Source organism: Lacibacter luteus, assembly GCF_004118265.1.
In the GTDB taxonomy this organism is placed as follows: domain Bacteria; phylum Bacteroidota; class Bacteroidia; order Chitinophagales; family Chitinophagaceae; genus Lacibacter; species Lacibacter luteus.
Genome location: NZ_SDHW01000001.1, coordinates 276,428 through 302,342, shown reverse-complemented (window position 1 = coordinate 302,342; position 25,915 = coordinate 276,428). Strand labels below are relative to the sequence as shown.

Below are 25,915 nucleotides of genomic sequence, written 5' to 3'. Positions count from 1 at the left end.
GCACAAGTGAAGAGTGATTCTTTTTTTAAACCTGCCTTTATAAAAGCCAAGATGGAAAAGGTTGCCGGCTGGCAGATCAATGAATTTGAAAAAGGCCGTAACCGCTGGCCAAAATGGGACTGGACAAACGGCGCATTTTATACAGGTGTGATGGAGCTTGCCACAATCAGCAACACAAAAACCTATCATGATTTTTTGATAAAGATTGGTACGGCTAATAACTGGAATACAGGCCCACGTCGTTTTTTTGGTGATGATTATTGTGTAGCACAAACTTATTCGCAGCTCTATTTGATTTATAAGAAGCCGGAAATGATCGCTAAGTTCAAGCCACTGGCCGACAGCATTGTTGCGAAACAACACAACGAATCACTTGAATGGAAGAACAGTATTCAGTTGCGTGAATGGGCATGGTGCGATGCATTGTTTATGGCGCCGCCTGCATTGGCGTATTTAACAACAGCAACAGGAGATATGAAGTATCTGCAAAAAGCAGATCAGCTCTGGTGGAAAACAACAGCATTCTTATTCGATAGTACAGAGAATCTATATTTCCGTGATGGCCGTTATATCAATCAGCTTGAAGCCAATGGAAAGAAAATGTTTTGGGCACGTGGCAACGGTTGGGTTATGGGTGGTTTGGTGCGTATGATCAACAATATGCCCGACTCATATGCCAACAAAGAAAAATTTGTGCAACTGTTTAAAAAAATGTCTGCACGTATTGCAGCACTGCAACAACCTGATGGCACCTGGCATACTGCTTTACTTGATCCGGAAAGCTATCAATCAAAAGAAACAAGTGGTACAGGATTTTATGCGTATGCTTTAGCCTGGGGCATCCGCAAAGGTTATTTGTCGTACGATGACTATTTTCCTGTGTTGCAAAAAGCATGGGTGGCGTTGGTAACATCGGTTCATCCTGATGGTAAACTTGGTTATGTTCAAAAAATAGGAGAGAAGCCCGGTGTAGTTGATTATAACAGTACAGAAGTATACGGGCCGGGAGCATTCTTACTTACAGGAACTGAGTTGATGCAGTTGGTAGATCGAAAACCAGTGAAGCGGAAAAGCAAGAAAAAGTAATGCAATAAAAAAGCAGTTCATTTGAACTGCTTTTTTATTTCGTGCACAGTGGTAACCATGTTCAAAAATTTTGATTGAAGATGTACAGAATTTAATAAGCTTCTATTCCCAATAAAAAATCAAAACTCAAAACACGGGCATTTACATTGTCGATGCAGAACAAAGCGCCACATGCTTTTCTACAGCTTTTCAGCGATCAATCATTGTACTTTACATAATTTTGAAAGACCATGATCTCTGTTATCAGAAAGCGGCAGCTTCATTTTTTATTGATCGGTATTATCATCACTGTTATACCGCTTAATGCCCAAATCCCGGTTGCTTACCTGGGTATCAATCAGGGACTTTCAAATAATTCTGTTCGATGCATATTGCGTGACCATAAAGGGTTTATGTGGTTTGGCACCTATGATGGTCTAAATCGATACGACGGGTATTCTTTTCGGATATTTCGAAGTAAGGTAAACGATAGCACTTCTTTAATCAATCCATTTATCAACACTTTAAGCGAGGATAAAAATGGTCATTTATGGATCGGGACGAGAGGAGGTGTTAGTATATACAATAGTCTTACCGATAAATTTAATCGCCTATCGGTTAAAGCTGATAAGAAGAATAGCATCCTTAACGATGTAATTAGAGCAATTGGAACAGACAGTTCAAATAACGTATTTGTTGGAGCAGAAAACTCAGGCTTATTCTTTTGTAAAAATGGTTCTCCAGTTTCTACTTCTGTTGCACTTACTGTTCCCGGTGGAACTACAACACGCTTTGGCGTTCAGGCGATAAAAATCAGTAAGGATAACAAAGTGTGGGTGTTTGTTCAAAATCGTGGTCTGTGTTTATTTGACTATGCTTCAATGAAACTTCAATTGATCGATTCAACAGCACAAACAGCCTCTGCAATCGATATTGATGGAAATGATATCTGGATCGGAGGGTTACTGGGATTGTATCATTATGATATCGCTCAGGGAAAAGGCAGACCAGCTCTGGAGATTCCCGTGAATTCTGAAAAGATCTGGAGTGTTACAGTTGACAGAGAGCATAACTTATGGATCGGCACTGTAGATAAAGGCGTCAATATTTGGAATACCAGGTCAAATAGCATGGAATTCCTGAACGCAGGAGATTCAAAATTTTCTTTGCTGTCGGGCTATGTTTACGCAATTTATGAGGATCCGAATGGAAGAATATGGATAGGTACGCTTAAAGGCGGAGTGAATATTATCGATCCTCAAAAGAAAAAGTTTCGCTTAATTGCTCATGATGCCGGAATACCAGGAGGGCTTTCTGGTAATTCTGTGTCTTGTTTTTTTGAAGCAAATGATGGCAGCTTATGGATTGGTACTGATGATGCTGGCTTAAGCATTTGGGATCGAAAGAAAAATAAGTTTACAAACCTTCAGTCAAAGCCGGGTAATGAAAATTCTTTGCCTTCTGATGCAATTGAAACAATTACATCAGATGCTGATAACAATATTTGGGTGGGCACATTTAATGCCGGTTTGTGTCGTCTATATCCGGACGGTAAAATATCCAAACGCTATAAATGTATAAATCCTTTATCTGGTCTGGAAAACCCTGTAATATCAATATTATATTCAGACAGTAAGAAGACATTATGGGCATCTACTCTTCGACAAGGCTTGCGATACGGAGCCTTATATTATTACAATAGACTGAACGATCGTTTTGAGGCATTTGATACAGGATTGTCAGATCTTTTTTGCTTAACCGAAGATAAATCCGGAAACTTCTGGGGTGGCAATTTAAATCAGTTAGTTAAGATCGACCGGGTTACTAAAAGGCATGAGTTTTTTACATTGGGCCAGCCGGTAAAGGCAATTTATGAAGATCGTAAAGGTAATTTTTGGATAGGTACAGAAGGAGGTGGGCTTATTTTGTTTGATCGCCAACAGAAAAAAATAAAAGCCCGATTTACAGTTGATGAAGGATTATGTAGTGATGCTGTATTGAATATATTGGAGGATGCTGCAGGTCACTTATGGATAAGTACCCTCAATGGTCTTTCCAGGTTTGATCCAGCTTCAAAAGTTTTTAAGAATTACTATTATAATGATGGGTTACAAAGCAACCAGTTTAATTATAACTCTGCTTTAATACTTCGTTCCGGAGAATTTTTATTTGGAGGTATAAAAGGATTTAATCTGTTTCATCCTGAACAAATTACTTCAGTTACAACTTTCCCTCCACTTGTTGTAACAAGTATCAAGGTTAACAATAGCGCCATTAATGCAGACAATGCATATGTAATGAAGACAAGCCAGGATGAAATTACGGAATTGAAAATGCCCTATAACCAGGCTGTTATTTCAGTTGAATTTGCAGCACTTGAATATTCGATCCCTGAAAAAATATCCTATGCATACTATCTCGAGGGTTGGGATCGAAATTGGAATTATTCAGGAAAAACGAGAATCGCTAACTATACACATTTATCCGAAGGCACTTATACACTTCGGATAAAAGTCACTGATGTTGAGGGAAACTGGAGTAAAAGCGAACGAACTATTCGAATTGTCATTCTTCCACCATGGTTTCGTACATGGTGGGCATATACATCTTATCTATTAATTGTGGCGTCGTTGATATATGTATTTTGGTTGTATCGTCACCGTCAAACTAAGTTGAAATATGAAATAGCTTTTGCAAATATTAGTATTGAAAAAGAAAAAGCAGAGGCTGAAAAACATCGTGCTGAGTATGAAAAGGAAAAAGCAATACACGAAGCTGATCGGATCGTAAGTGAAAAGGAAAAAGAATTGAATACGAAACGACTCGATTTTTTTACCAGTATCACACATGAGTTTCGTACACCATTGACATTGATCATAAATCCTGTAAAAGACTTCTTACAAAATAAACGGGAGGTTAATGATAAGAAGGGAGATATGACAATTGTGTATCGGAATGCACGCCGTTTGCTTAGCCTGGTTGATCAGTTACTTTTTTTCCGGAAGACGGATGCAGGAATTGATAAGATAAAGCCTGCAAAACTTAATTTCTACACACTTTCCCATGAAGTTTTTTTATGTTTTGTACAACAGGCAAGGCTTCGTAACATTCAATATGAATTTATAGCTGATAATCCGGAACTTGAATTATACGCTGACCGGGAAAAGATGGAGATCGTTTTGTACAACCTTCTTTCAAATGCAATAAAATATACGCCTGACAAAGGCCGCATCATTTTTCAAATAGTTGAAACAGATTCGGAAGTAGAAGTAATTGTTAAGGACACAGGTGCCGGCATACCTAAAGAAGCCGGTGAAAAACTTTTTGACAAATTCTACCAGGCGAAAGGCCCGGGTGTTCAAACAAAACCGGGCTTTGGCATAGGACTATACCTCGTAAAGCAACTGGTTGAAATGCACAACGGAAGTGTTTCATATGAAAGCATATTAGAAAAAGGCACAACCTTTAAAATAGCGTTGAAAAAAGATAAAGACCATTTTAAAGATGTAGAGGTGTTTGAAAGCAAAAATATAGAGACGAGTTTTTTGAATGAATTGAATGAAAGTGATGAGCTGCTTAGCGAGGAGACTGAAAAGGAAAATACGGAGGAGGGGCAACTGCAATCTGTTTTTTCAGCAAAACAGATCATGCTTGTTGTTGATGATGATAAAGAAATACGAAGCTATGTATCGGGAATGTTCAGAGATCAATTCAACGTTTATGAAGCACAAAGCGGGAAAGAGGGACTTAAAATGGCTGAAAAGCACCAGCCGGATATCATTATCAGTGATATTAAAATGGAGGATGGAGATGGTATTGATTTTTGCAGGAAAATAAAATCGCACAATTCGCTCAGTCATATCCCTGTTATTCTACTCACCGGAACGCACACTTCAGATCTGAAGCTGGAAGGGGTTGAGGGTGGAGCTGATGATTATATTACCAAGCCCTTTGAAAAGGAACTATTGTTAGCAAGGGTAAATAATCTCCAGAAAAGCAGGATCAACCTGCAACGTTACTTCTTTAATGAGATTACGCTGAAGAAACACGATCTGAAAATTTCTGAAGAAGACAAGGAGTTTCTTGAAAGATGCATCGCTATTGTGGAGGAGCATCTTGAGGACGATGAATTCACGATAACACAGCTTGCCACTCAAATGGGAAGAAGTTATTCAAGTGTATACAAACGAATACGGATGATCTCCGGGCAGTCTTTACAAGGCTTTGTTCGTTTTGTAAGGCTGCGGAAAGCTGCCGAGCTGTTTATCAATACAAATCAAAATGTGGGAGAGGTAGCCTTCAAAGTAGGAATCTACGACGCTAAATTTTTCAGGGAGCAGTTCCACAAGCTGTTTGGACTAAAGCCATCAGAATACATTAAAAAATACCGCAAGCCTTTCCAGGATCAATTCCTGATAAATCCGGAAAGTGGCCTTTGATGCAAATCGAACCAAAAGTCAAATGAATTTATCGGTGACTTTATTCTATGGCTAAAAAAGATGCCTGTTTCAGGTAAAATTCAGCAAAAATCATACTCCGCCCCCCTTTTTATCAATCTGCCACCCTCCCGGTTTCGGGGTAATCCACTCTAATTTTGAATGGTAAACCGATTTACTAATCGAGTTTATCATTTTAAACAGGAATTGCCCCATATTGAAAAAGAAACTCTCCATACATGATATTGCCCGGGAATTAGGGGTGTCAGCCACCACTATTTCGTTCGTATTAAAAGGCGGCGAACGTGGTAAAAAGGTAAGTGAGCCTGTTAAACAGCGGATACTTAGTTATATCGAAAGCATCGGGTACAAACCCAATCCGATTGCCCAAAACCTCCGGACAGGTAAATCAAAAATTATAGGAATGTTGGTGGAGGATATTTCGGATCCTTTCTTTTCAGCCATTGGTAGAATTGTTGAAGACAGTCTTTATAAATCGGGTTACAAGATATTTCACGCAAGCACCGACAACGACACAGAAAAAGCAAGAAACCTGCTTCATTTATTCCGTGAACGCCAGGTAGATGGGTACATCGTTGCACCAACCCCCGGCATTCAAAAGGAAATTCTTGAACTACTACACGAAGCCAAGCCTGTCATCGTTTTTGACCGTTACTTCCCCGAAATAGCAACAACAAACGTAGTGATTGATAATGCAGGTGGCGCTTATACAGCGACAATGCATTTAATTGAAAATGGCTTCACGAAGATCGCTTTTGTAACGCTGGACTCTGATCAAATTCAAATGAGTGAGCGCCTAGCCGGTTTCAACAAGGCCATTGCTGAAGCAAACCTGGAAAGCCGCTGTTTAAAAGTCAGGTACAAAACATCTGTACAAAACCTGTCTGCAGAAATCAAAGAATTCATCAGTGGATATGCCGGCGTTGATGGGATATTATTTGGTACAAATTACCTCGCCGTAAGTGGTTTAAAAGCTATTCAGGATTTGCAGATGATCATTCCAAACGATATTGGAATTGTTGGGTTTGATGATAACAGTCATTTTGAACTATTCACCCCGTCAATCACTGCTGTTGCTCAACCGGTAGAACAAATATCAAAGAAAATAGTGCAGCTCTTAATAAAAGCATTGTCTGAAAACGATACTGTACTGACAGCAAAAACCTATGCATTACCAACCGAGCTAATTGTACGGGAATCATCAGTCAGGAATGCAACATTCGCTGTAAAAACAAACATGTCCAAAAGTGAAACCAAACTATAACCAAACATTTTAATTACTTAAAACAAGTGTATGAGAACGTTTAAACGATTGCTGAAAATAGAGCCGGTTTATAAAATAATACTGGTTCTTGTTCTATCCATTCTTGCAAATGCTGCTTCATCTCAATCAATTACTGTAACTGGTTCTGTAGTTGATTCAAAAACAATGGAGCCAATATCCTCAGTAACAGTTTCTGTAAAAGGAACAAAGACTTCAACAACTACCGATGCTGCGGGAAAATTTTCAATAACAGCATCAGGCAATTCTGTTTTAGTATTTACAAGCGTTGGATACGAAAGCCTGGAAGCTAAACCTGATGCTTCGGGAATACTGAACATTCAGTTGGTAAATACCAATCAACAATTAAGCGATGTGGTAGTTGTGGGTTACGGTACGAAGAAGAAAGGATCTGTAACAGGATCTGTTTCAACAGTAGATGCTAAAACTTTTTCAAACAGAGGTCCCTTGTCAAGTCCTATTGCAGCATTGCAAGGACAGGTGCCTGGCGTAACGATCACAAGAAGTTCGTCACAACCGGGAAGAGAAGGATGGAATTTTTTGATAAGAGGTAACTCTTCTGTAAATGGTGGCGAACCTTTGGTTATTGTTGATGGATTAACGTTACCTAATTCAAGTGCGCTAAATTCTTTTAACCCTGCAGATATTGAAAATATTTCGTTCCTGAAAGATGCGGCAGCAACCTCTATTTACGGAGCAAGAGCTGCAGGTGGTGTCGTGATCATTACTACCAAAAGAGCAAAATCAGGAAAAGCAGTGATTGAATACAATGGATCTGTTTCACGAAAAGTGATCGGCTTACAACCAAAGCTTGTTGACATTAAAGGATGGGGCCCAATGATAGAAGAAGCCCGTATTACAGATGGGTTTACCAATTCTGATCTTTGGTATCGTTATGCAAAACTTGCACAATATGCAGTTACAAATAACATCCAGTATATGAAAGCTGCTGATGCTGCAACAGCCCTTACAGGCATGGGGCTTACAACCGGCGGTTTCTTTACCGATGTAAAAGATTTTGTTTTCTTTCCCGGAACGATGCAGGAGTATATGTACAACGATGCAACATCGACAGAGCATCAGTTAAGTATTTCATCAAAAAATGATAAGTCAGGTTACAGAATTTCGCTGGGCTATCTTGATGATGGCAGTTTGTTGCGTGTAGGTAATAACTCAAACAAACGCTACAATGTTCGTTTAACACACGATTACCAGTTTTCATCAAAACTGAAACTGGAAAGTAATATATCTCTTGAAAGGAATGACATCATCCAACCTTCAAACATTGGTGCAGTGTTAAACAATGGTATTCAGCCGGGCTTACCTGCAAGTGGTATGGGTTTAACAGGTAAACCATATGTTTGGGGTTCAGGTATTGCGAACGCTTCAACAGTTGCTATTGCAAACTACGGTGGCGATGCAAAAGAACTCAATACAAGAATCAACACCAATTTTAATCTCACTTATAACATCGCAAAAAACCTGAAAGCAGTCGGTGCAGCAGGTTACTATTTTCATAATGCCGATTACAGAACGCTGGAGAATTTAATTACATGGTATGATTATGCAGGTGAGAATGTGATCTCTTCTTTATCTCCTTCCGGTCAAGGACGTAGTTTCTATCAAAGAGCAAACAGTAAGGATGCTTACTTCAACTTTAACGCCTATCTCGAATATGCAAAGAGCATTGGTTCGATGCACGATATAAAAACCATGATCGGTACACAATATGAGCGCCAGGAATACAACAGGTTCTTTGCAAGAGCATTGGATATTGTTCCCGGTGTTTCACCTTCACTCAGTTTGAGCTATGGCGATCCAACTTCTAAAACAGTAGCAGAAGCACAATACCATTCAGCACTTGCAGGTTATTTTGGAAGAGTGGATTACACCTATGCAGGTAAATACTTGTTTGAATTCAATGCACGTTACGATGGTACATCACGCTTCCTTCAAGATGACCGTTGGAAATTCTTTTATGGATTTTCTGCAGGTTGGAAAATATCGCAGGAAAAATTCATGCAGAATGTTAAGTTCATTAATGATCTGAAGTTAAGAGCTTCATGGGGTAATGTCGGTAATCAGGGCGGTATCAGTTTGTATGAATATATACAACTGCTCAACATGAACTTTACATCAGGCGCTACTAATTCCGGTTTTCCTATTCTTGGTACCAGTCCTGTTGTGCGGGTATCACCGGGTGGTCTTGTTGCATTGGACAGAACATGGGAACGTGTTACAACCAGCAATATTGGTCTTGATTTCTCAGCATTAAGAAATCGTTTAAGCGGAAGCTTTGAAGTTTATCAAAAGAATAATAACAATATGCTGATTGCACGCACTTATCCTTCTGTGTTGGGAGTAGGTGCACCTGCAGGTAATAACGGTAAATTAGAAACAAAGGGATGGGAACTTGCATTGAACTGGAGAGATAATGTTGGTAAGCTAACATACAGAATTGGAGGTAATGTTTCAGGTTATTCAACAAACCTGGTAAACTTTGGCGGACAAAAAATCATCAGCTCAGCAAACAGAGGTTTAAATGGAGCAGTAGAAGGCTATCCAATCAACTCTTATTTTGGATTGGTGTATGCAGGCCGCATTCAAACGCAGAAGCAGTTGGATGATTATCGCCTTCTTATTCCCGGAAACAATATTGGAATGCCATCTGGTGCAACCACTGCACAAGCAAACTCACGGTTAGCAATGGGCGATAACATGTATAAAGATGTGAATGGTGATGGAAAGATCACATTCCCGGAAGATGCAGTTTATCTAGGAACAGATGATCCACGTTTTATCTATTCTGTTAATGGTGGTATTGAATGGAAAGGCTTTGATGTCAATGTAATTTTTCAAGGGGTAGGAAAGCGCACCATTATTCGTGACGGTAACTGGAGAATTCCAACAGCGGTGATCTTCCAGGCGCAAAACAAAGCATTTGAAAACGAATGGTGGACTTCAACAAGAACAGATGCCTATTATCCACGTATTTCTACAACAGGAACAATCAACAATTATAACTACTTCCCATCTGATTGGGTGAAGGAGAATGGCGATTACTTACGATTAAAAAATCTTGTTGTTGGTTATACATTACCACAAGCAGTTACACAACGGTTAAAAATTCAGAAACTCCGTGTTTATTTCTCAGGCAACGATTTATGGGAAACAACAAAGATCAGAGATGGCTGGGATCCTGAAGCGTCTCGAAGTGTGGTGAATAATGGAGATGGAAACAACAACAATCAAAGCACGTTCAGCCAAAGGTTTCCTTTCTACCGCTACATAACATTTGGTGTTAACGTTACATTCTAATCTTAAAACTGAATTAAAAATGAAAAAGCTATATAATAAACAAATTCTCCTTTTTGTTAGCCTGTTGTTGTTTACCCAATACAGTTGCAACAAGATGCTCGACTTAAAACCAATTAACGAAATATCGGATGCAGACTATTGGAAAACTGCTGATCAGTTTAAGCTTGCAGCCAACGAATTCTACAACTACATGATTACTTTCGGCACTGTGTTGTATGATGCTCCGCACGCCGACATGCGTGGCGATTTTGTTGCAGCACGTAACACATTTAGCAATGGTACCAATACATTATCTGCTACTGATGGTAGTTGGAACGGAGCCTATACACGATTGAGAGCAATCAATTATCTGCTGGACAAAGCAAAATCATATTCTACTCCGGCAGACATTGCACAATACGTAGCAGAAGCAAAGTTTTTCCGTGCATATGTTTATTTCGATTTGTTACAATTGTTCGGCGGCGTTCCGATTGTTGACAAACCGCTTTCAACAACTTCTGCAGAACTGCAGGCAGCACGCAATTCAAGAGATGAAGTAGTTGACTTTATCATAAAAGATCTGGAAGAAGCGATTGCAGTTTTACCATTGGAATCGGCTATTGCAGCTGCTAACAAAGGCCGTGTGAGCAAAGGTGCAGCACAAGCTTTTTTAGGAAGGGTTGGCTTATACGAAGGAACCTGGCAAAAGTTCAGAGCAGGTAATGCTACACGCTACAATGCATTATTAGATAAATCCATTGCAGCAAGTGATGCTGTTATAACCAGCACGCAATACCAGTTGTTTGCACCTGCAATACTTGGCGACTCTGCACTTAAATATTTATTTATTCTTGAAGACGAGAAATCTAATCCGGCAAGCATTGCTAAATCAGCAAATAAAGAATACATCCTTGCAAACCGTTATTCTTTCACACAACGTCAAATTCGTAACAATGTAACGCATACAGGTGCTGGTGCAGTTTCAAAAAAGTTTGCCGACTTGTTTCTGAGCGAAGATGGATTACCGATTGATAAATCGCCATTGTTTAAAGGTTATGCCATGACACGATCAGAATACCTGAACCGGGATCACCGTATGCAATACACAATGGTCATCGACTCAAACTATTATTGGGATAATGAAAACCCAGGTTCAAGAGTTAACTGGCTTGGCGATGCAATTGATATAGCCAACTCAAGAGGAAGGGCAAATAATGCAGGTGGTACAGGTTACGGTTTACAAAAATGGCAAACAGAAAGAAGATTGAATGATAATGAAGAAGGATATGACTGGCCGGTGATTCGTTTAGCTGAAGTTTACCTGAATTATGCCGAAGCAAAATTTGAACGTAATGGAGCGATATCAGATGCAGATCTAGACAAATCATTAAACCTGGTACGTAATCGTGTTAACAAAACAATGCCAAAATTGAGCAATGCTTTTGTAACTGCCAATGCGTTGGATATGCAAACTGAAATAAGAAGAGAACGAAATATTGAATTGGTAGCAGAAGGTTTTCGGGTAGATGACTTGAAGCGTTGGAAAACTGCAGAAGTAGAAATGCCCATGAATGTTGTTGGAATTAAATGGACGGGCACACGTTGGCAAACAAGATGGCAAACAGGTGGTAATCCTCCTTATCCTGTAGATGCCAATGGTAATATCATTTTTGAAAGCGGTCGTAAATGGGAAGCTAAAAATTACTTATTACCAATTCCAACACAGCAAAGAGCATTAAATCCAAACCTGGAACAAAATCCTGGTTGGCAATAATTGTATAACGATTTATATGGCAGCAAATCTCTTTGAAAACGGCGGTGAAACTCTTTTCACCGCCAATTCAAGAGTTCTGCATCATCAACTGAAGTAGTATGCTGAGTAATATACTGAACGGTTTTTCCCGAAGGGGAGAACTATGCGCAGCTGTTATGGAATAGTGTACCGCAAATCAATTTAATCAAAACTACTAACGATTTTGTCATGACTTTTTTTAATCAACATACACGAAATAAATCCGGCAAACGTAACCGGATGAGCCGCATTTTTTTTGCGATCGCTTTTTTAACAATGCTCTTTACAGAGCAAAACCTGCTGGCACAAGATGGATTGTTGAATGATGATTTTTCTACCGCCAATACTTATAACTGGCAAACAAATACAACAGGAGCTTCGGGCCAAATTGTAAATAACAGGTTTGTCATTACATCTTCCTTGCAAGGCAACGGAAAATACAGGGGTGATTTTCAGAAAGCAGGTGGTGTAACATTTCATGCAGGTAATTACCCGATCGTTGCTATCAAAATAAACAAACCACCAAGGTGTAACTGGTTCTTCGATACAAACCTGGGTGCATACAACAATACCAATAACAATTCAACCAAGATCGAAACATCCAATGGTAATGTATACTATTGGGATCTGTCTACAGGAAAACTGGGCAGTACAGTACTTTCAACTACACAACCAACAACACTGAGTTTATTTCAATTTAAAATTGCAGACATTGTTTTTTCTTCAACTGAGATTGCTGCCAATGATTTTTCGTATGAAATTGATTGGGTAAAAACATTCCGTTCCGTAGATGAATTGAGAACGTTTGTAAATCCATCCGGCACAACCAATCCTGTTTTTGAATACAGTGGTGCATTTGCACACCCGGGGTTGCTACACAACACTGCAGATCTTGCAAGGATCAAAGATTTAATAACAAGACAGGTAACCCGACCAAACAAAAGTTATCAATTGTTACTTGCATCAAGTCGCTCATCTTACAATTATACAAAAGCCGGACCTTTTAAATATCTCACACGTGATGCTTCGTTAACAATAGCTACGCCAACAGGAACAGCATCAGGCGGTGCAGTAAAGAATGGTGTTGAAAGCGATTTTCTTGCAGCATATTACAATGCATTGATGTGGAATATTACCGGAAATGAAGCGCATGCGTTGAAGTCGATCGAGATATTAGATGCCTACGCAGGTTTTACAGAAGGAATTATTGGAGCGGATGCCGAACTGAACGGGCTCTATGGATTTATGCTGGCAAATGCAGCAGAGTTGATGCGTTATACTTATTCAGGTTGGGCACCGGAGAAAGTGCTGCAATGTCAGAACATGTTGAAGAATGTATTCTACCCAACGTTGCAAAACTTCCGGCCATGTGCACATGGCAACTGGGATATTATTTGCATGAAAGCATTAATGGCCATTGCTGTCTTTAGTAACGACAATGCGATGTTCAACAAAGTGGTGAACTATTTTTATTATGGAGAAGGTAATGGCAGCATTGGTAAATATGTATTAACCGATGCAGGTCAGTTACAGGAGAGCAATCGGGATCAACCACATACCATGCTTGCAATGGGTTCGCTTGCTGAACTTGCAGAGATCGCATTAAAGCAGGGCTTTGATTTATATGCAGCGAATAACAACGCAATCATGCGTGGTTATGAATATACAGCCAAGTACAATCTTGGTTATGATGTACCGTATCAAACAAGTTATGATTTCTGCGAAAAGAATTACCAGGATTATACACCCGAATCTATTTCATCGAATGGGCGTGGAAGCTTTAGAGCTGTTTTTGAAATTGCTTACAATCACTATGTATTCCGCAAAAACAAAACGATGCCAAATACATTGGAGGCATTAGCAACAGTCATTGGCGCAGAAGGTGCTCCTTTCGGTGCCGATAATCCGGGTTATGGTTCGTTGTTCTTTTATTTAAACCCCGAAGCTGATTATACTTTTTCTGGCACAGGAAATACTTCAGCAGGTTTAATCAATGATAATTTTAATGGTTATGCTGATGGCTGGATAACAGCCACCACCGGTGCGGTTGCAACTCCGGGTACACAGGAAATAACTGTTGTAATGAAGAAGCAAACGAATGGAACTTATCGTGGCGATTTTAAACGAAGCGCCGGAGCAATTGTTCATGCAGGTAATTATCCAATACTGGCCATTAAACTTAAAAAGCCAGCTGTTGTAAACATGACCTTTGATACCAATCTTGGCGCTTATGGAAACGGTGCAAATAAATGGACAGGAAAAATCGGCTCCGATATTTATTATTTCGATCTAACGAAAGGCTTTGGCGCCGCTCCAAATTTTCTGTCAACAGTTGGACAAACAAGTCTGAGTACATTTCAATTTAAAATGGCAGATGTTCCTGCAGGTGGAGATACAGTTTATACTGTAGATTGGGTGAAAACATTTAAAAGCATCAATGAAATTCTTGCTTACGATCCAAATACAGGATTGATCAATGATAATTTCACCTCAACAACTGATGGATGGTCTACACCAACTGCAGCGGCAACAGTAACGGCAGAAAATGGCCAGTTGAAAGTAGCGCTTGCGCAACAAAGTAACAGCAGTTACCGTGGCGATATCAAACGCAATGCAGGTGCAATGCTTTATGCAGGTAACTATCCCATTATTGCAATCAAATTGAAGAAGCCCGCTGTAGCTAATATTACATTCGATACAAATCTTGGCTCCTTTGGTAATGGCTCCAATAAGTTTACAGGCAAAGTAGGCGAGAGCATTTTCTATTTTGATCTTTCAAAAACAGGTTTTGGTTCAGCTAATACCTTGTTAACAAGTCCCACGAACCTTACTTTGTTCCAGTTTAAAATTGCAGATATCACATCAGGTGAAACAGGTTACCAGGTTGATTGGGTAAAGACAGTAAAGACAGTTGAAGAACTGCAGCAGTTTGTTTTGCCAATGTACCAGACAATTACGTTTCCGGCAATTCCTGAAAAGAAAGTAGGTGATGAAGATTTTTCTCCCGCAACTTCCAACTCAGGTTTAGCAGTAGTTTACACTTCATCGAACGAAGCTGTTGCGAAAATTGTTAATGGAAAAATTCAGATTGTTTCCGGAGGTTCAGCTGAAATAACTGCAACACAACCCGGCGACAATAATTATTATGCTGCCGATGCAGTTAAGCAAACATTACTTGCATTTGTTCCACCATTGGTAAAAGCTAAGAATATCCAACTATTGGTTGATGAAAATGGCAGTGCCCAGATTTCAGTCGACGATGTAAACGACGGGTCACAAAGTTTTAATGGCGAGCTTACACTTAGTATTGACAAAACAATTTTTTCTTGTGCTGATATTAATAACCCCGTTGAAGTAATGCTTACGGGAACTGATGCAAAAGGCTATAGCAACACTGCAAAAGCGATTGTAACAGTTGTTGATCAACTGAAACCAAAACTTTCAGCTATTCCAGATCAGTTCTTTTGTTTTAATACAACAAAGCAATACACAATACCACTTCTTTCAGCAAGTGATAATTGTGCAATTGCAGAGATGAAGTATAGCATTGCCGGCGCAACATTACGCACTGGTGAAGGAAACGATGCTTCGGGAATATTTGAAGCCGGTGAGTCGATCATAACATGGACGGTTACAGATGCACATGGCAATAGTGAAACATTAGCTGTAAAAGTTGTTGTAAATCCTGCTTTGACTGTTTCAATTCCGGATGTATATGCAATGAACCCATTAACCGATGTAAAGAACAGTATTTACCTTGGCTATGGGTCCGGTACACTTTCTCTTTCGGTATTAGCAGACGGAGGAGCGCCATCCTATAATTATCTATGGAACACAAATGCAACAACATCTTCCATTGTAGTAAACAATGCAGGCTCTTACTCTGCCACTGTTACTGATCAGCAGGGTTGTTCACAAACTGCAACTATCGAAATTAAACTGATCGATGTGCGCTGTGGTAGTGGCAGCAACAAGGTAATGATCTGTCATAACGGAAAAGAAATCTGTATTACTTCATCATCTGTAGAAGATCACTTGAATCACGGTGATCACCTGGGAAGTTGTACGCTTGTTTCAACCCGTACTGCCAACGAAGGAGCAATTGCATTGGAAAATAATGGCAATGGAACATTTATCTATCCAAATCCTGTTGCAGATAAGTTTACACTCAAGGTTAACAGTTTAAGTACAGGTGCACTGGTTAAGATATACAATACAACCGGTACTGTTATCAAAACAATCAGGCTTACAAATCTTGCACAGGATATTCCGGTGCAATCACTGGCTCCGGGAGTTTACTTTGTGCAGATCATTAATGGCGCTGTTACAACCAGGAAACTGGTTAAACTATAAGTGTGGATCAATTGACTATGTGAAGTTGATATTGCGTTTAAAAATTGAACAACATCGTTATCTCCGGCCGGATAAAAACCGGCTGGAGCTATAATGAAAAACGGAATGAACAAAACAGGTTTTCAACTTGCAATTACATTATGGCATTAAATAAAGTTAAATGAGAAGTATTTTGATTGAGATAGTAATCTGTGGCATATTGATAAGTGGATGTAAAAATGCAGACACAACAAAGCTGAATATTGAGGAAGCATTGAACTACTGCATTACTCAAAGTTCAAAAGCACTTAACGGACTTGATGCCGATTCTTCACGCATTCCCCGCAGTATTGCCAACGGAAAAACAGAATGGCGTTATGTAAGCTATCGAGATTGGACCTGTGGTTTCTGGCCGGGCATTCTTTGGTACGATTATGAATACTCGAAAGATGAAAAGTGGAAAGCGACGGCAAAACGTTATTCAGCTGCATTGTTTCCATTGGTAGATTCAGCGGCTATTGATCATGACTTAGGTTTCCAGGTATTTACAAGTATTGGTAATGGTTACCGGCTTACTGGTGATTCAATTTATAAATCTGTTTTGCTGCGTGCTGCTGATACTGTTTCAAAATTATTCAATCCCAAAGTAGGTACCATGCTTTCATGGCCAAGAGAAGTGCCGGGTGTTGATTGGCCTAAGAATCATAATACGATCATGGATAACATGATCAATCTTGAGTTGTTGTTCTGGGCTTCAAAAAACGGCGGCAGTAAACAGTTGTATGATATGGCTGTTAAACATGCTGAAACAACGATGAACAATCACTTTCGTTCCGATTACTCTTCTTACCATGTAGTAGTTTATGATACTGCAACAGGAAAGAAAATAAAAGGCATCACACACCAGGGACTTAACGACAGCAGCATGTGGGCAAGAGGGCAGAGCTGGGCTATTTACGGTTACACAATGGTTTATCGTGAAACAAAAGAGCAACGCTTTCTTGACTTTGCACAAAAAGTAACAGATGTGTATTTGAAAGATCTACCCGATGATTTTATTCCCTATTGGGATTTTAATGATCCGGCTATTCCAAACGCACCAAGAGATGCATCTGCTGCCTGTGTTGTTGCTTCTGCATTAATTGAATTGTCAACCATGCTTGCAGATAAGGCTAAAGCAAAAGAATATTTGGATAAAGCAGGAAAGATGCTTGTTTCACTTTCATCTGAAAAATACCAGAGCAGAGATGTAAACAATGCATTCCTCTTGCACAGCACTGGGCATAAACCAAACGGTGGTGAAATTGATGCTTCGATCATTTACGCCGATTATTATTACATCGAAGCATTACTTCGTTTAAAACGCTTAAAGGAAGGAAAACAATTAACAGACAAATTGTAAATGCATGAAACAGGTATTTGTTACGATAGGATTTCTTTTTTTGTTTACACAGGTTTTTTCGCAACAGCTCATCGATTCAACCAAAATATCGGTTAGCTCTCCCGATAAAAAATATGTGTTTACTTTTTACCAAAAGCAGCATACTGATGGTACAAGAACCATGTTTTATAAACTCGACTACAAAAACCAACCGGTTATTCTTGAATCGGTGCTCGATATTCAGTTGGATAATAATCTTTCTGAAAGAGCGATGGCGTTGAAAGTAGATAAACATGCGAACTGGTGCGAAAATCTTGTTGTAAAGAAAATCGTCACTTCATCTGTCAACAGTTCATGGAAACCTGTTTATGGTGAACGAAATATTATAACAGAAAATTACCAGGCAGCTACCATTGAAATGGTAAAGGATGATAACCCCATTTACCCGGTTAGTGTTGAATTACGTGTGTACAACGAAGGAGCAGCTTTTCGTTTTTTCTTTCCTGAAAACAGTAAAGGCACTTACTATCGCATCATGAATGAAAACACATCGTTTACATTTCCGTCAGGAACAAAAGCATGGCATCATTCATGGGCACAGGCACCTTATAAATTATTACCATTAGAAAACTGGCCCGATGAAAGTGAGCGGCCACTGATGTTGGAATTGCCGAATGGCATGTTTGCATGTTTAGCAGAAGCACAGATGGTTGATTATGCACGAACGAAATTTAAACTGAGCAAAGAAAAACCAAATACGATCCTTACCTCAATGTACACGCCCGCCGATCTGATTTCTCCATTTGCCACACCGTGGAGAGTAATCATGGCAGGAGAAACAGCTGGCGAACTTGTACAAAACAATGATCTTATTCTCAACCTGAATCAACCATCAAAAATTACTGATCAGAGTTGGATCAAACCCGGGAAGATCATGCGTGTAATGACGCAAACAACAAAAGATGCTTATGAAAACATCGATTTTGCCGTAAAACACAATCTGCAGTACATCCTGTTCGATTGGAAATGGTATGGGCCTGCCTTTAGTTTTTCATCGGATGCAACAAAAGTGGCGATCCCTGATTTTGATTTGCCTGCCATTATTAACTACGGAAAAGAAAAAGGTGTTGGCGTTTGGTTGTATTGCAATTTACAGGGTTTGTATGCACAATCAGATTCGCTGTTTCGTGTGTATAACAGTTGGGGTGTAAAAGGTGTAAAGTTTGGTTTTGTACAGGCTGGCTCACATCGCTGGACAACATGGATCGAAGAAATGTTTAAGAAAGCTGCAGAGAATAAGATCATGGTAAACGTACATGATGACTGGCGGCAAACAGGTGAACAACGCACATGGCCTAACTTAATGACTGCTGAAGGTATTCGTGGCAACGAAGAAATGCCCGATGCTACGCACAATACTGTTCTGCCATTTACACGATACATGGCAGGTGCGGCTGATTATACGCTTTGCTATTATGATAAACGTATCAAAACAACACATGCACATCAATTAGCACTTGCTGCTATTTATTACAGTCCCATTCAAACGCTTTACTGGTACGATAAACCGGCAATGAGCGCAGATGAACCTGAGCTTGAGTTCTGGGATAAAATTCCAACCACGTGGGATGAAACAAAAGTATTACAGGGAGCCCCGGGGCAGTTTATTTCAACTGCAAGAAGAAAAGGGGAAGAATGGTTTGTAGGTACTATTACCAATAACGAAGCAAGAACCGTTCAGTTAAAATTCGATTTCCTTCCCAAAGGAAAAAAATACACAGCAAGTTTTTACAGCGATGATGATAATGTTTCAACCAAGACCAAAGTAAAGGTTGAAAAAAAACAGGTGACACAGTCAACGGTAATAACAATTCAATTAAAGGCATCAGGCGGCCATGCAATTTGGATTACTCCTGAAAAAAAGTAAAGCGCAGAATAATTAATAATCAAAAATAACCGGAAGAACGTGAATAAGAAGTACGTAGCAGGAGTTGACATTGGAGGATCACACATAACAGTTGCATTGATTGATATGGCTGATGCAAAAGTGATCAAATCATCCCTGCTTAGAAACAAGTTAGACAGTAACGGAACAGCACAGGAAATTTTAGATGTATGGATAAGCACTATTCGACAAGTGATAGAGAAGAGTGAGGTTAAAGTTGAAAAGATTGGATTTGCAATGCCTGGCCCATTTGATTATGCAAACGGTATTTGTTTGATAAAAGGGTTTAATAAGTATGAGTCGTTATTTGGAATGAATATCAGGGAAATTCTTGCGGAAACTTTTTGTTTGAATCCGGAAAACATTCAATTCCGAAACGACGCAGAAGCATTTTTGGCAGGTGAATTAAATGGTGGTGCAGGTAAAGGGTTCAACAATGCAATTGGAATAACACTTGGTACTGGTTTAGGCTCTGCCAAAAGCCATAACGGAATTACCGTTGATGCAGAGTTAAGTGTAACTGAATACGGAGGTGAAATAATTGAGGAGCTTGTTTCAACCCGTGGCTTGCAGCACATGTATGCTGAGCTGAGTGGTAAAAAAGTAGAAGATGCGAAGGAACTGGCGGTTCTGGCCGAAACTGATCTGCATGCAGCGAAAACATTCAAGCTGTTTGCTGAACATCTGGCTTGGTTTCTTGAAAAGTTTATCAAGGCAGAGAGTCCTCAGTTGTTAGTGGTTGGAGGAAATATTGCAAATGCTTGGGATTTATTCATGCCTGCAGTAAAAGATACTTTAAAAAAGAACCTGCAGACGGTACCGGATATTGTAAAAGCATCTCTTGCAGAAGATGCGGCATTGGTTGGTGCTGCCTGCATTTTTGAAACAGCGTTGGCAAAAGTTCAATAATAATAAAACATAGCGTTAATTTCAGTTTACAACAAACAACAACATTATGCAAACAATTGCATCAAACGAAAGTCTTGCCAAAGGAGGAAAAAATCTTTTCGGTATTTCATTAATAGCAGCATTAGCCGGTTTTATTTTTGGCTTTGACACTGTGGTGATCTCAGGCGCCAATTTGCCCATTAAAGAACTATGGCATACTTCGCCTTGGTTTCATGGTTTTTTTATTATGAGCATGGCATTGTGGGGAACTGTTGTCGGTTCAATTTACGGTGGTGTACCAACAGAAAAGTATGGCCGCAAAAAAACATTATTGTGGATCGGTATTCTTTTTAGTGTATCGGCAATTGGTTCTGCCTTAGCAATGGATCCATATACCTTTTCATTCTTTCGTTTCATAGGTGGATTAGGTATCGGCGTTTCATCAGTTGCAGCACCAACCTATGTTTCTGAAATATCTACACCTAAAACAAGAGGTCGGTTAGTGGCCATGTACCAGTTTAATATTGTGTTTGGTATCCTCATTGCTTTTTTATCGAACTATTTTCTTGAAGGTGTTGGTGGTGTAAACGATTGGCGTTGGATGCTCGGCGTAATGGCTGTTCCATCGTTGATCTACACCGTAATGGTATTAAGCATTCCTGAAAGTCCACGTTGGCTTGTGTCGAAGAAGAACGATTTAACCGCTGCAAAAAATATATTCACACAATTGGGTGTACAAAATGCGGATGAAGAAATTGCATCTATTTCCGCAAGTATTCAACATGAAGAACATGCCGGCCAGAAAGGTTTCTTTTCTTCAAAATATAAAACCATTCTCTGGCTTGCATTCTTAGTTGCTTTTTTTAACCAGTGGAGCGGTATCAACTTTATACTATACTATGCACCGGAAATATTGGAACGTGCTGGACTGGCCGCAAAAGATTCTTTAGCCAACTCCATCCTCATTGGAGCTACCAATCTTCTGTTCACATTTGTTGGTTTGTATTTAATTGATAAAGCAGGTAGGAAAACACTGCTCATTATTGGCTCTATTGGATATATCATCAGCCTTGCAATGGTTGCCTTTGCTTTTTACAGCGGAGCAAGCTCAGGCTTTTTGTTATTCTTCCTCTTATTATTTATTGCAGCACATGCAGTAGGACAAGGTGCTGTTATCTGGGTATTTATTGCGGAGATATTCCCCAATAAAGTTCGTGCAACCGGCCAGGCATTTGGTGCAAGTGTACACTGGGTATTTGCTGCAATCATTACATTGATCACTCCGGTTTTCTTAGATGCCGACAATGGAATATTTAAAGATAATCCCTGGCCCATCTTCGCCTTTTTTGCATTTATGATGGCTTTACAGTTAGTATGGGTATTAACAAAGGTTCCTGAAACAAAAGGAGTGTCGTTAGAAGGTCTTGAAAAGAAACTGGTAAAAGAATGAACTATTTAAAAAAAGTTATTGCTGTTTCGTTTTTGCTTGTGTGGCAGTTTGTTGCTTCCGCACAGCAACTGGTAGTGTATCCGTTTCCTGTTTCGGAAACAGATGCAATGCATAATAATGATTTTTCTGTACAGGTGCGTAAACCAGGTGGCAAATGGCAGGATCTGTTTGAATACAATGTAAAAGTGGATGAAGTGAAGAATACAAAACATCATGTTGAAAATGCATCGATGTGCAGTTTTGATTTCGCAGGTGAAGTGGAAGTGGCTGTAACAAGTAAGAGATCGGCAATAAAGAAGGTAAAGATCAGGCCGCTTTCTTATGATATTAAACATGAAGTAAAAGGCAACACAATTTATTTCCGTTTATCAAAACCAGGCAACTTATCGATTGAGGTGAATGATGATATTTTTCACAACCTTCATTTGTTTGCAAATCCTGTTGATGCATTTGCAGTAAATAAACAAGATACTAACCTCATTTACTATGGTGCAGGTGTGCATAAAATAGAGGGCGGAAAAAAATATATTCCATCCGGTAAAACAGTTTATATAGCCGGTGGTGCTGTATTGATGGGACAGTTATTGGTAGAAGGCGTACAGGATGTGAAAATACTTGGGCGAGGAGTGATCGATCCTTCCGTAAAAATGGGCGTGCATATTGCCAACTCAAAACGGATAATGGTTGAAGGTATTTGTTTAACGCAATGCGCAACAGGCGGTTCAGATAGTGTAACGATCAGGAATGTAAAAAGTATCAGTTATTATGGCTGGGGTGACGGACTGAATGTTTTTGCGAGTAATAATGTTTTATTCGATGCTGTGTTTTGTCGTAACTCAGATGATTGTACAACTGTTTATGCAACACGTAAAGGCTTTACCGGCGGGTGCAGAAATATTACAATGCAGAATTCCACACTTTGGGCTGACGTGGCACATCCGATCATGATTGGTTTGCATGGTAACACTCCTAAACCGGATACAATTCAGGATTTGAAATACAGCAACATCGATATTCTTGATCATAAAGAAGCACAGATCGATTACCAGGGCTGCATGGCTATTAATGCCGGAGATAACAATTTGGTACGTAATGTTCAGTTCGAAAATATTCGTGTTGAAAATTTCAGGCAGGGGCAGCTGGTACATATCAGAATAACATTCAACAAAAAATATTGTACAGCACCGGGACAGGGAATTGAAAATGTTCTGTTCAAAAACATTACTTATACAGGCAATAACGCAACGCTGTCAATTATTGATGGTTATGATACGACACGAAAGGTTAAAAATATTGTATTTGAAAACCTGGTTGTCAATGGTGTTGTAATTACGGATGACATGCCAGCAAAACCCAAATGGTATAAAACTTCCGATATGGCAAACATCTTTGTAGGAGAACATGTGGAAGGAATAGAGTTTAAGAAGTAAATAACTGAAATAAGAGATCCTGTTGTTTAAATGAAATTCAGAAACAGACATACTGCAATCTTATTGATGTTGACATTCATAATGCCGCTGGTTGTTTTTACACAGCATTATGAGAAGGAACATAAAACGCTCAACTTTAAACCACTTGAAAACAAAATCCAATCCTGGGTTGACAGTGGTTACTATAATGGAGCGTCGATCATTATCGCAAACGACAAACAAATCTTATATAATAACTACTTCGGCAGTTACAAGCCAGAAACAGTTGTCTTTATTGCATCAGCAGGTAAATGGCTGGCAGCAGCCGCAATTGCAAGACTTGTTGATCAGGGCAAACTCAACTGGAATGACAAGGTAAAAAAATGGTTGCCGGAGTTTACAGATAGTAAAGGTGAAGCAACATTAGCACAACTGTTTTCACATACTTCAGGCTATCCCGATTATCAACCGGCCAACAAACCCGTTGATATGTATCAAACCTTGCAGGAATCGGTGAAACATATTGTTTCTCTTCCTGCTGATACATTACCAGGAACAACATTTAAATATGGAGGCTTGGGAATGAATGTAGCCGGACGCATGGCAGAAGTTGCAACAGGAAAAAAATGGGAAACAATTTTTCAGGAACAGATTGCAATACCTCTGAGCATGCAGTCAACAAGATTTACGCCGGTTGATTCCAGTGGCGGCCATGCACCCATGTTGGGAGGTGGTGCCAGATCAACATTACAGGATTATATGAACTTCCTTTCAATGATCTTTCATAAAGGAATGTTTGAAGGAAAGAGAATTTTATCAGAAGCCGCAATTGATTTTATGGAAGCAGATCAGGTGAAAGAAGCTGTTGTACTCAAAGACGATCTTGTACGAAAAGTAAGACATGAAGTTCGTACTGATATTTATGGATTAGGCGAGTGGAGAGAAGAAGTTGATGAAGCCGGTAATGCAACACTCATCAGCAGTCCATTATGGGCAGGTGCATATCCGTGGATTGACAGAAGAACAAATGTGTATGGCTTTTTTCTTACGCATATAGTTCAATTCAAGAATGGGTTTAATTCATTCCTTGCAAGTCCGGCTATTGTGAACGATGTAAGAAATGCAATTGAAGAAAATAAATATGACAAAATTTCGAAAAACAGGAAAAGATAATTGCTGTAAATTATTTATCGTGAATATGAAGTTAATGAAGCAGTTTCTCACAATAGTATGTTTGTTTGGGGCTACTTTTTATTCAATAGCGCAGGAACGTCTTCGTGTGGCAGTGTTAAGTGATATTGAAAATGAACCGGATGATGCCGAATCGTTTGTACGGTTGCTTGTCTATTCAAACATGTGGGACATAGAAGGATTGATTGCAACAACATCTATCCACCAAAAAAACAAAATTGCTGATTGGAGGATGCATGAAATTGTAACTGCCTATGGAAAGGTGAGAAATAATTTACTAAAACATGAAGCAGGTTTTCCAGAGGAAAAATATTTGCACAGCGTGATAAAAAAAGGATTTGCAGATTATGGAATGAAAGCTGTAGGCGAAGGAAAAGATTCAGAAGGTTCAGAATTGCTTATTTCTTTACTTGAAAAAAAAGATAACAGACCGCTGTGGGTTACAGTTTGGGGAGGCACAAACTGCCTTGCACAAGCTTTATGGAAACTAAAAATGAATAAGGATCCGAATGAAGTTTCAAAGCTTGTTTCAAAATTGCGTGTTTATACAATCAGCGACCAGGACGATTCGGGTGTATGGATAAGGAAAAATTATCCTGAGCTATTCTATATCGTAAGTCCTGGTATGACAACTTATGCATATCATTATTCAACCTGGGCAGGTATTAGCGGTGATGTAAGGCATAAGTTCAACGGCCCTGATTCAACAATTGTCAGCAATCAATGGCTTAATGAAAATGTACGTTTTAATCATGGACCATTGGGAGAACAATATCCGGAATGGAAGTTTCTTATGGAAGGAGATACCCCAAGTTTTCTTTACCTGGTGAGCAATGGATTAAATAATCCCGAACATCCCGATTGGGGTAGTTGGGGTGGCAGGTATGAATTGTATATTCCACGACAAAGAAAGTGGATGCCCGAACCCGAAACAAGACCAATTTGGAGCAATACAGAAGACGAAGTGAAAGGTTATGACGGGAGATGGTATATCAGTGACAAAGCAACAGTATGGCGATGGCGTGAAGCTTATCAAAACGATTTCGCTGCAAGAATGGATTGGTGTGTTAACGATTTTAAAAACGCCAATCATCCTCCAATACCAATTGTGCCAAACAAAATTATTTCTGTTAGTTCAGGAGATACAGTTTATATGAACGCAAGCAAGAGTTACGATCCGGACAGTAATTCACTAAGCTATAACTGGATGCATTACAAAGAAGTGGGTTCCTATGGTATGACTGAAAACTCTGTCAGGATAGCGAACGAAAAAAATGCGCTGGCATGGTTCGTTGCACCTAGTGTTAACAAAAGTGAAACATTGCATATTATTTTATCAGTTACAGATAACGGAAAGCCTGCATTAACACGTTATCAAAGAATAATAGTAACAATTATCCCTTAAAGAAAAGTGGAAATAAGTTTG

13 protein-coding genes are annotated in these 25,915 nt (G+C 39.4%); all 13 read left to right on the top strand.

The window, feature by feature from the left end; translation table 11 throughout:
• Positions 1-51 precede the first annotated feature (51 nt).
• The 13 genes from ESA94_RS01165 to ESA94_RS01105 all read left to right on the top strand — a co-directional run bounded on the left by ESA94_RS01165 (position 52) and on the right by ESA94_RS01105 (position 25,894).
• A complete protein-coding gene (locus tag ESA94_RS01165; protein WP_240670950.1) occupies positions 52-1,086 on the top strand; it encodes a glycoside hydrolase family 88/105 protein in 1,035 nt (344 codons plus the stop codon).
• 230 nt (positions 1,087-1,316) lie between these two features.
• Entirely contained in the window at positions 1,317-5,504 is a 4,188-nt protein-coding gene (locus tag ESA94_RS01160) for a two-component regulator propeller domain-containing protein (protein ID WP_129129027.1), read from the top strand.
• Between the two features lie 214 nt (positions 5,505-5,718).
• Positions 5,719-6,786 carry a LacI family DNA-binding transcriptional regulator gene (locus ESA94_RS01155; protein WP_129129026.1) on the top strand — a complete coding sequence of 356 codons (1,068 nt, stop codon included), beginning with the start codon at positions 5,719-5,721 and terminating at the stop codon, positions 6,784-6,786.
• A 30-nt stretch (positions 6,787-6,816) separates the two neighbouring features.
• The gene (locus ESA94_RS01150) at positions 6,817-10,122 is read left to right on the top strand and encodes a SusC/RagA family TonB-linked outer membrane protein (protein WP_129129025.1); all 3,306 of its coding nucleotides are present in this window, start codon (positions 6,817-6,819) and stop codon (positions 10,120-10,122) included.
• Between the two features lie 19 nt (positions 10,123-10,141).
• Positions 10,142-11,875, top strand: coding sequence for a RagB/SusD family nutrient uptake outer membrane protein (locus tag ESA94_RS01145; protein ID WP_129129024.1), 1,734 nt, complete (start codon positions 10,142-10,144; stop codon positions 11,873-11,875).
• Positions 11,876-12,133: 258 nt separating this feature from the next.
• On the top strand, positions 12,134-16,246 hold the full coding sequence (locus ESA94_RS01140; RefSeq protein ID WP_164972591.1) for a DUF4979 domain-containing protein: 4,113 nt from the start codon (positions 12,134-12,136) through the stop codon (positions 16,244-16,246).
• Between the two features lie 160 nt (positions 16,247-16,406).
• A complete protein-coding gene (locus ESA94_RS01135; RefSeq protein WP_129129022.1) occupies positions 16,407-17,627 on the top strand; it encodes a glycoside hydrolase family 88 protein in 1,221 nt (406 codons plus the stop codon).
• A 4-nt stretch (positions 17,628-17,631) separates the two neighbouring features.
• Entirely contained in the window at positions 17,632-19,533 is a 1,902-nt protein-coding gene (locus ESA94_RS01130) for a glycoside hydrolase family 97 protein (protein WP_129129021.1), read from the top strand.
• A 39-nt stretch (positions 19,534-19,572) separates the two neighbouring features.
• On the top strand, positions 19,573-20,460 hold the full coding sequence (locus ESA94_RS01125; RefSeq protein WP_164972589.1) for an ROK family protein: 888 nt from the start codon (positions 19,573-19,575) through the stop codon (positions 20,458-20,460).
• A 46-nt stretch (positions 20,461-20,506) separates the two neighbouring features.
• Positions 20,507-21,889, top strand: coding sequence for a sugar porter family MFS transporter (locus ESA94_RS01120; protein WP_129129019.1), 1,383 nt, complete (start codon positions 20,507-20,509; stop codon positions 21,887-21,889).
• Positions 21,886-23,319, top strand: coding sequence for a glycosyl hydrolase family 28 protein (locus tag ESA94_RS01115; protein ID WP_129129018.1), 1,434 nt, complete (start codon positions 21,886-21,888; stop codon positions 23,317-23,319). Before ESA94_RS01120 ends, ESA94_RS01115 begins: the two co-directional genes overlap by 4 nt.
• Before the next feature lie 66 nt (positions 23,320-23,385).
• Entirely contained in the window at positions 23,386-24,471 is a 1,086-nt protein-coding gene (locus ESA94_RS01110) for a serine hydrolase domain-containing protein (protein WP_205755889.1), read from the top strand.
• A 34-nt stretch (positions 24,472-24,505) separates the two neighbouring features.
• The gene (locus tag ESA94_RS01105) at positions 24,506-25,894 is read left to right on the top strand and encodes a DUF1593 domain-containing protein (RefSeq protein WP_205755888.1); all 1,389 of its coding nucleotides are present in this window, start codon (positions 24,506-24,508) and stop codon (positions 25,892-25,894) included.
• The last annotated feature ends 21 nt before the right edge of the window (positions 25,895-25,915 follow it).